This is a genomic window from Streptomyces sp. SID1328, assembly GCF_009865595.1.
Classification (GTDB): Bacteria; Actinomycetota; Actinomycetes; order Streptomycetales; family Streptomycetaceae; genus Streptomyces; species Streptomyces griseoluteus.
The window spans coordinates 1-7,422 of sequence record NZ_WWKH01000606.1 but is presented as its reverse complement, the minus strand read 5'-3'; the positions used below and the strand labels follow the sequence as shown (position 1 = coordinate 7,422).

The 7,422-nt window shown below is 71.2% G+C and carries 6 protein-coding genes; 1 reads left to right on the top strand and 5 read right to left on the bottom strand.

The window, feature by feature from the left end; translation table 11 throughout:
• Nucleotides 1-263 precede the first annotated feature (263 nt).
• From GT030_RS19480 to GT030_RS19465, 4 genes are read right to left on the bottom strand one after another with little or no spacing between them, the layout of a single operon-like run.
• Nucleotides 264-1,628, bottom strand: a complete 1,365-nt coding sequence (locus tag GT030_RS19480) for a GH1 family beta-glucosidase (RefSeq protein ID WP_161202192.1) — start codon at nt 1,626-1,628, stop codon at nt 264-266.
• A gap of 29 nt (nt 1,629-1,657) precedes the next feature.
• On the bottom strand, nt 1,658-2,497 hold the full coding sequence (locus GT030_RS19475; RefSeq protein ID WP_161202193.1) for a carbohydrate ABC transporter permease: 840 nt from the start codon (nt 2,495-2,497) through the stop codon (nt 1,658-1,660).
• A gap of 10 nt (nt 2,498-2,507) precedes the next feature.
• The gene (locus GT030_RS19470; protein ID WP_161202191.1) at nt 2,508-3,491 is read right to left on the bottom strand and encodes a sugar ABC transporter permease; all 984 of its coding nucleotides are present in this window, start codon (nt 3,489-3,491) and stop codon (nt 2,508-2,510) included.
• Nucleotides 3,492-3,496: 5 nt separating this feature from the next.
• Nucleotides 3,497-4,813 (bottom strand): sugar ABC transporter substrate-binding protein, encoded by a 1,317-nt coding sequence (locus GT030_RS19465; RefSeq protein WP_161202190.1) that lies wholly within the window; start codon nt 4,811-4,813, stop codon nt 3,497-3,499.
• Between the two features lie 214 nt (nt 4,814-5,027).
• Between GT030_RS19465 and GT030_RS19460 the strand changes: the two genes are divergently transcribed.
• Nucleotides 5,028-6,629: a serine/threonine-protein kinase gene (locus tag GT030_RS19460; protein ID WP_161202189.1), complete on the top strand. Its 1,602-nt coding sequence runs from the start codon at nt 5,028-5,030 to the stop codon at nt 6,627-6,629.
• A gap of 13 nt (nt 6,630-6,642) precedes the next feature.
• Here the strand turns inward: GT030_RS19460 and GT030_RS19455 are convergent.
• Nucleotides 6,643-7,422: AAA family ATPase (locus tag GT030_RS19455; RefSeq protein ID WP_161202188.1), on the bottom strand; the 780-nt coding region annotated here is incomplete at its 5' end.

Here is a 7,422-nt window from a genome sequence, read left to right as displayed (position 1 = left end):
AGGCGGTGGCGGCGCGGTCGGTGTCCCAGGTGGCGGCCGCGGCGGCCGGCGCGGCGGTGGCGGGGGCGGTGAGGGCCGTGGTCCCGGTGAGCAGGGCGACGGCGGCGAGTGCGGTGAGCAGGGTGCGGGGGGTGCGTGACGGCATGCGGCTCTCCTCGGGAGGATCTGTCGGCGGTGCGGGGGCCTGGACAGTTCGGTGCCTGGTGCGTGTCACATGGAAGGCGGGGGGCGGGCACGGGGTGAGCGCGCCCGCCCCGGGGGGCTCAGGCCGCGCGGCGCCCGAGCTTGCGGTGGGTGTCGATGATCTCCGCGTACCGGCGCCCGCTGGCCTTGATCGTGCGGGCCTGGGTCGCGTAGTCGACGTGGAAGAGGCCGAAGCGCTTGTCGTAGCCGTACGCCCACTCGAAGTTGTCCATCAGGGACCAGGCGAAGTAGCCGGCGAGCGGGGCGCCCTTGGCGGCGGCGGAGGCGCAGGCGGCGAGGTGGCTCTCCAGGTAGGCCCGGCGCTCGGGGTCGTCGACGGTGCCGTCCGGGCCGACCCGGTCGGGGAAGGACGAGCCGTTCTCCGTGACGTAGATCTTGCGGGCGCCGTACTCCTCGGTGAGGCGCAGCAGCAGGGCCTCGATGCCGCTCGCGTCGATCTCCCAGTCCATACCGGTACGCGGTACGCCCTCCCGGCGCACGGGACGGGTGTACGGAGCAGGCCCGTCCGGGTCGTCGGCGACATGGGCCGGCATGTAGTAGTTCAGGCCCAGCCAGTCCAGCGGGGCGGCGATGGTCTCCAGGTCGCCCGGCTTCTCGGGCAGTTCCACCCCGTACACCTCGACCATGTCGGCGGGGAAGCCGCGGCCGTGCACCGGGTCGAGCCACCAGCGGTTGACATGACCGTCCTGGCGGCGTGCGGCGGCCACGTCCTCGGGGCGGTCGGTGGCGGCGTGCACGGTGGAGAGGTTGGTGACGATGCCGATCTCCGCGCCGGGCGCGGCGGCGCGGACCGCCTGCGTGGCGAGGCCGTGGCCGAGAAGCAGGTGGTAGGAGGCGCGGACGGCCGCGGTGAGATCGGTCCAGCCGGGGGCCATCTTGCCTTCGAGGTGGCCGATCCAGGCCGAGCAGAGGGGTTCGTTCAGGGTGGCCCAGTGGGTGACACGGTCACCGAGCCGTTCGGCGACGGCCGAGGCGTACGCGGCGAAGTGCTCGGCGGTGTCCCGCTCCGGCCAGCCCCCCCGGTCCTGGAGCACCTGCGGCAGGTCCCAGTGGTAGAGGGTGACGGAGGGGGTGATGCCCGCCTCCAGCAGGGCGTCGGTCAACTCGTCGTAGAAGGCCAGCCCCTTGGGGTTGACCGGGCCGTCGCCGCCGGGCATCACACGCGGCCAGGCGACGGACAGCCGGTACATGTCCACGCCCAGCTGGCGCATCAGGCCGAGGTCGTCGCGCCAGCGGTGGTAGTGGTCACAGGCGATGTCACCGTTGTCGTCGCCGTCGATCTTGCCGGGGGTGTGCGAGAAGGTGTCCCAGATCGACGGCGAGCGGCCGTCCTCGGCGACGGCGCCCTCGATCTGGTACGCCGACGTGGCCGTGCCCCAGCGGAAGTTCTCCGGGAAGGCGGCGAGGTCGATGGGCTCGGACATGGAAGTCCCTTCGAGGTGCGGGGAGTCGGTCACTTGACGGCGCCCGCCGTCAGTCCGGTGACGAGATAGCGCTGGAGCAGCAGGAACCCGGCGACCACGGGGACGCTCACCACGAGCGAGGCGGCCATGATCTGGTTCCAGTAGACGTCGTAGAGGGTGGAGTAGCCCTGGAGCCCGACGGCGAGGGTGCGGGTGGTGTCGGTGGTCATCACGGAGGCGAAGAGGACTTCTCCCCACGCGGTCATGAACGCGTAGACGGCGACGGCGACGATGCCGGGCACCGCGGCCGGCACGACCACCCGGAACAGCGCGCCGAGCGGGCCGCAGCCGTCCACCAGCGCCGCCTCGTCGAGGTCGCGCGGCACCGAGTCGAAGTATCCGATCAGCATCCAGATGGAGAACGGCAGCGAGAAGGTCAGATACGTCAGGATCAGCCCGCCGCGCGAGCCGAACAGGGCGATCCCGGTGGCGTTGCCGATGTTGATGTAGATCAGGAACAGCGGGAGCAGGAAGAGGATGCCGGGGAACATCTGCGTGGACAGCACGGTGACCGTGAAGACACGCTTGCCCCGGAAGTCGTACCGGCTGACCGCGTAGGCCGCGAAGACCGCGATGACGACCGAGCAGATCGTGGCCGAGCCGGCGACGATCAGCGAGTTCACGAAGTACCGGGCGAGCGGCACGGTGGACCAGATGTCGATGTACGGCCGGATCGTCAACTCGCTCGGCAGCCAGCGGAACTTGTCGGTGACGTCGGCGAGCGGCTTGAGCGAGCTGGAGACCATCACGTAGACGGGCAGCAGCACGAAGCCGGAGAGCAGGGTGAGGAAGATCCGGCGGGACCACAGGAACGAACGGGGCGGCGCCATGGGCGACGAGTCAGCCATTTCCGGCCCTCCTTCCGCGTGAGGTGAACAGCAGGTATCCGCCGGTCACGGCCAGCAGGAAGAGCAGCAGCAGGACGGACATGGCGGAGCCGGTGCCGAAGTCCCAGGTGAGGAAGGTGGTCTGGTAGATGTGCACGGAGATCAGGTCGGCGGCCTCGGGTGCCGACCTGCCGAACAGGACGTAGGGCGTGTTGAAGTCGTTGAACGTCCACAGGAACAGCACCAGGATCAGTACCTGGTTGACCGGGCGCAGGGACGGCAGGGTGATGCGGCGGATCTGCTGCCACATCCCGGCACCGTCCAGGGCGGCGGCTTCGTAGAGTTCGCGCGGGATGTTCTGCAGGCCGGCCATCACGATGAGGAAGGCGAACGGCCAGCCCTTCCACACCGAGACGGTGAGCAGGGCGTAGAAGCTGTTGTCGCCGATGAGCCAGAAGGACGGCTTGTCGGTGACGTGGAGCTGGTCGTGCAGGACGTGGTTCACCAGGCCGTTGTCGTGCTGGAACATGAAGACCCAGGTGATGACGGCCGCGTAGACGGGCAGCGCGTACGGCACCAGGAACAGGGCGCGCAGGACGCCGCGGCCCCGGAAGGTGTCCTGCATGAAGACGGCGGCTGCGGTGCCGAGCGCCCAGCACAGGGCGACGGAGAGCAGGGTGAAGCCCACGGTGACGGCGAAGGAGCGCAGCAGCGCCTCGCCGGCCGGGGCGTCGAAGTCCACGGCCACGCGGTAGTTGCGCAGGCCGGTCCAGGGGGCGTTGCTCCAGTCACGCAGGGTGAAGCGGGTGATGGACCGGAAGCTCATCAGGGTGCCGATGACCATCGGGACCAGATGTACGAGGAGTTCGAAGACCAGGGCGGGCAGCAGGAGCAGGTACGGGAGCGCGGTGCGGCGGGACCGCCCGGTGCGGCGCGGGCCGCGCGCCGCACCGGGGGTGTCCTCGCGCACCGGTTCCTTCAGAACGGTGGAGGTCATGGACGTCAGGCCGCCGGCATCTGCTGCTGGGCCTTCTCCAGCTTGGCCTTGACGGAGGCGGTGGTGACCGCGCGCCCGGCGGCGGCGTCGGCGAACAGGTCCTTCACCGCGGTGCCGACGGCGGTCTCGAACTGCGACTCGGTGGCGACCTGCGGCAGCGCGGCGGCGCTCTTGGCGAGGGTGTCCTTCAGCACGGCGGTGGACGGCCCGTCGAACGCCGGGTCTGCTTGCGCGGCCTTGACCGGCGGGATGGAGCTGTACGCCTTGTTGAGGATCTTCTGCTCGGCGTCGCTGGTCATGAACTTCACGAACTCGGTGGCGCCGTCGAGGTTGTGGCTGTCCTTGAAGACGGCGATGTTGATGCCGGCGGCCATCGAGTTGACCTGGGCGCCGGGTCCGGGGGTGCCCTTCTGGACGGGTACGGGGGCGACCCCGTAGGCGTCGTCCTTCATGCCCTGGGACTTGAGGTTGGCGGCGGCGGACTGCCAGAGCAGCATGGCCTGCTTGCCCTTGGCGAAGTCGCTGACGGACTGGTTCTGCGCGTACTCGGCGTTGCCCACCGGGATGGCCTTGTCCTTGGCCATGAGGTCGACGTACTGCTTGACGGCGTCGACCACCTTGGGGTTGGTGAAGTCGGGCTTGCCGTCGGCGGAGAAGAAGCCGGCGTCGTGCTGCTTGGCGAAGACGAAGACGTGGTGGACGTTCTCGGAGAGGTTGGACCCCTCGGCGCCGAGCACGGACTTGCCCTTGGCCCTGATCTTGGCGCCGTCCGCGACGAGTTCGTCCCAGGTGGCCGGGGGCCCGTCTATGCCGGCGTCGGCGAAGATCTGCTTGTTGTAGTAGAGGGCGTACGCCATCGAGTACAGCGGTACGGCGGCCGGGTCCTTGCCCTCGGCGCCGGTGGAGCCGAGCGCGGGGTCGACGAAGCGGTCCCGTCCGCCGATCTTGGCGAAGTTCTTGGCGTCCCAGGGCAGCAGCGCGCCGGTCGCCTGGAGGGAGGCGCTCCAGGTGTTGCCGATGTTCAGCACGTCCGGGCCCTGGCCGGAGGTGGTGGCGGTGAGGATGCGGTTGAGCAGGTCGGACCAGGGCACGACCTCGACCTTGACCTTGATGCCGGTCTGCTGCTCGAACTTGTCCAGCTCGGGCTGGAGCACCTGCTTGTCCACGGCGACGCTGGCGCCCTGGTTGGAGGCCCAGTAGGTCAGCGTCTTGGACGAGCCACCGGCTCCGTCCCCGCTGTCCGTACCTCCTCCGCACGCCGTTGCCGCGAGGGCGAGAGACATGACGACGGCGCCTGTGGCCGCGGCTCGGATGCTGCGCATGACTCCAGCGGTCCCTTTCCGGGAGAGGGGAACCCCGAAAACCGCGTCGGCTCCTCAGGGCTTAATTTAGGACGTGAGTTAATCCTCCGACGGGGGGTGCGTCAAGGGATGCGGCACGGGTAAGTGAGCGGGTCTCGCCTTCTGAGAAGATCACCCGTCAACTGTGCTGCACGGGAACGCGTTTCCGGGGCCGGACGAGGCAGGGGGAGAGTCGATGAACACGTCCAGCGAGGCGTTCCGGCCGCTTCAGGCGGACGATCCGGTCGTGGTGGGGGGATACCGGCTGGCCGCGCGGCTCGGCGCGGGCGGGATGGGGCGGGTCTACCTGGCGCACACGCAGGGCGGACGGCCGGTTGCGATCAAGGTCGTACGGTCGGAGCTGGCCGACGACCCCGCCTTCCGGCGCCGGTTCCGCCGGGAGATCGCGGCGGCCCGCCGGGTCCGGGGGGCGTACACCGCGGAGTTGATCGACGCCGACCCGGAGGCCGAACCGCCGTGGCTCGCCACGCTGTACGTTCCGGGGCCCTCCCTGGCGGACGTGGTGGCCGAGCGCGGACCGCTGCCGGTCCCGGCCGTGCTGCGCCTGATGGCGGGCGTGGCCGAGGCGCTCCAGGCGATCCACGAGGCCGGCATCGTGCACCGGGACCTGAAGCCGTCGAACGTGCTGCTGGCCACCGACGGCCCCCGCGTCATCGACTTCGGCATCTCCCTGGCGGCCGACGCCACCTCGTTCACCGCCACGGGTGCCGCCATGGGCACGCCCGTGTTCATGGCTCCCGAGCAGGCGTCCGGCGGCGAGATCACCCCGGCGACGGACGTCTTCGCCCTCGGCCAGACGGCGGCCTTCGCAGCCTTGGGTGAACCGCTGTACGGCGAGGGCTCGTTGCCCGCCGTGCTGTACCGGATCGTCCACTCCACGCCCGATCTGTCCCTGCTGCCCGAGGAGTTGCGCCCGCTGTTCGCCCGCTGCCTGGCCACCGATCCCAAGGACCGGGCCACTTTGGCGGACATCGTCCAGTGGTGCGGGGAGCGCATGGGCCCCGCCCCCGAGGGCGGCGCAGGGTCGTCCGTCTGGCGGGAGATCAGGGGGGCGGAGCTGACGGTTCCGGCACCCCTCGCCCCGTCGACCCGGATGCTCCCGCCCACCGCCGCGCACTGGCCCTACGCGCCCCCGCCGGCCGAGCCGATGTCCCGCAGGACGCGCGTGGCACTGATCGCTGGCGCCCTCGCGGCCGTCATGTCCCTGGCGCTGCTGGGGGGCCTGGCGTGGACGGCGCTCGGCTCGGCGGGGTCGCACGGTGCCACGGCGAGGGGTTCGCAGCGGCCGACTACCGGTGCCTCGGGAACCGGGACGGGAACGGCGGCGGGCGCCGGCGGCTCCGGCTCCTTGGGCGGCGCGGTCGAAGCCACGTCCCGGCCTTCCCCCACCGCCCCCGCGACGCCGCTGCCCATCGCCGAGCCCCTCCTGCACCTGGACGCGACGAACTCCCTGAACCTCGGCGACCAGGACGTCCGGAAAGACCGCAAGGGGGACATCCGCTTCACCTGCGGCGCGCAGCAGTGCTCGCTGGAGAGCCGCAGCAGTGTGCTCCTCCCGCGCTTCACCGAACAGGGCGCCACCTACGACACGTGCGAGTTCGAACTCCGGCATGCCACCAGCCACCACCTGCCCCTGGCGGTCGTGGCGACGGGGAGCGAGATCTGCGCCAGGGACCGCGCGGGCAACATCGCCCTCCTGGTGGTCCAGGTCAAGTCGACCGTGTCGCCCGAAGTGGGTTTCCTGATGGTGGACGTGACGGTCTGGCCGCACGCCTGAGCGGGGGCACCGGTCAGCCGAGAGGGTCCGCCAGGTGCCAGCCGTCGGCGAGCAGGCGGTCCACCGCCTGGAGGGCCTCGGTCAGGCGGGTCCGGCGGTCGCCGTGGAGCTCCTGCCAGGGGACGCCGGAGGTGGTGAGGGTCTCGCGGAAGCGGTCGGTCATCCAGCCGCGCAGGTGCTCGCCGTCGCGCAGGCCGTCGTCGTCGAAGGGGACGTCCTTGTCGGAGGTGAGCAGGTAGAGGGCGCGCGGGGGCATCGACCGCGCGAGGTCCCGGACCGGGGCGGTCGCGCGGCCGCGGTAGCGCTCCTGCCAGACGGTGGTGGCCAGGGCGTCGGTGTCGCACACGAGCACCGGGCCACCGGTACGGGCGGCATGCTGCTCGGTGCGGTTCTGGCGGCGGGCGACGAGTTCGAAGTCGGCGTCGTCCCAGTCGAGGTCCGCCACGGTCGGCGGAGGCAGGTCCGGGGCCGCCAGCGCGCGAGCACGGGCCAGCTTGGCGACGGTCAGCTCGCGGCCGTACTCGGGCACCCAGCGGGTGAGCGCGTGCGGGCCGCCCCGGCCGCGCAGGGCGGCGGCGAGGTCGCGGGAGAGGGTGGTCGTACCGGTGGACTCCGCGCCGACCACGACGACCCTGCGGGCCAGCCAGGCCCGGACCGGCGGCTCGATCTCCGCCCAGTGGCCGACGGGATCCGCGCGGACCTTCGTACCGGAGACGGCGAAGGTGCCCCGGTCGAGGTCCAGCAGCACGGGGGCGGCGTCGAAGCGGCGGGCGAGTTCGGCGTCGCCGTGGGC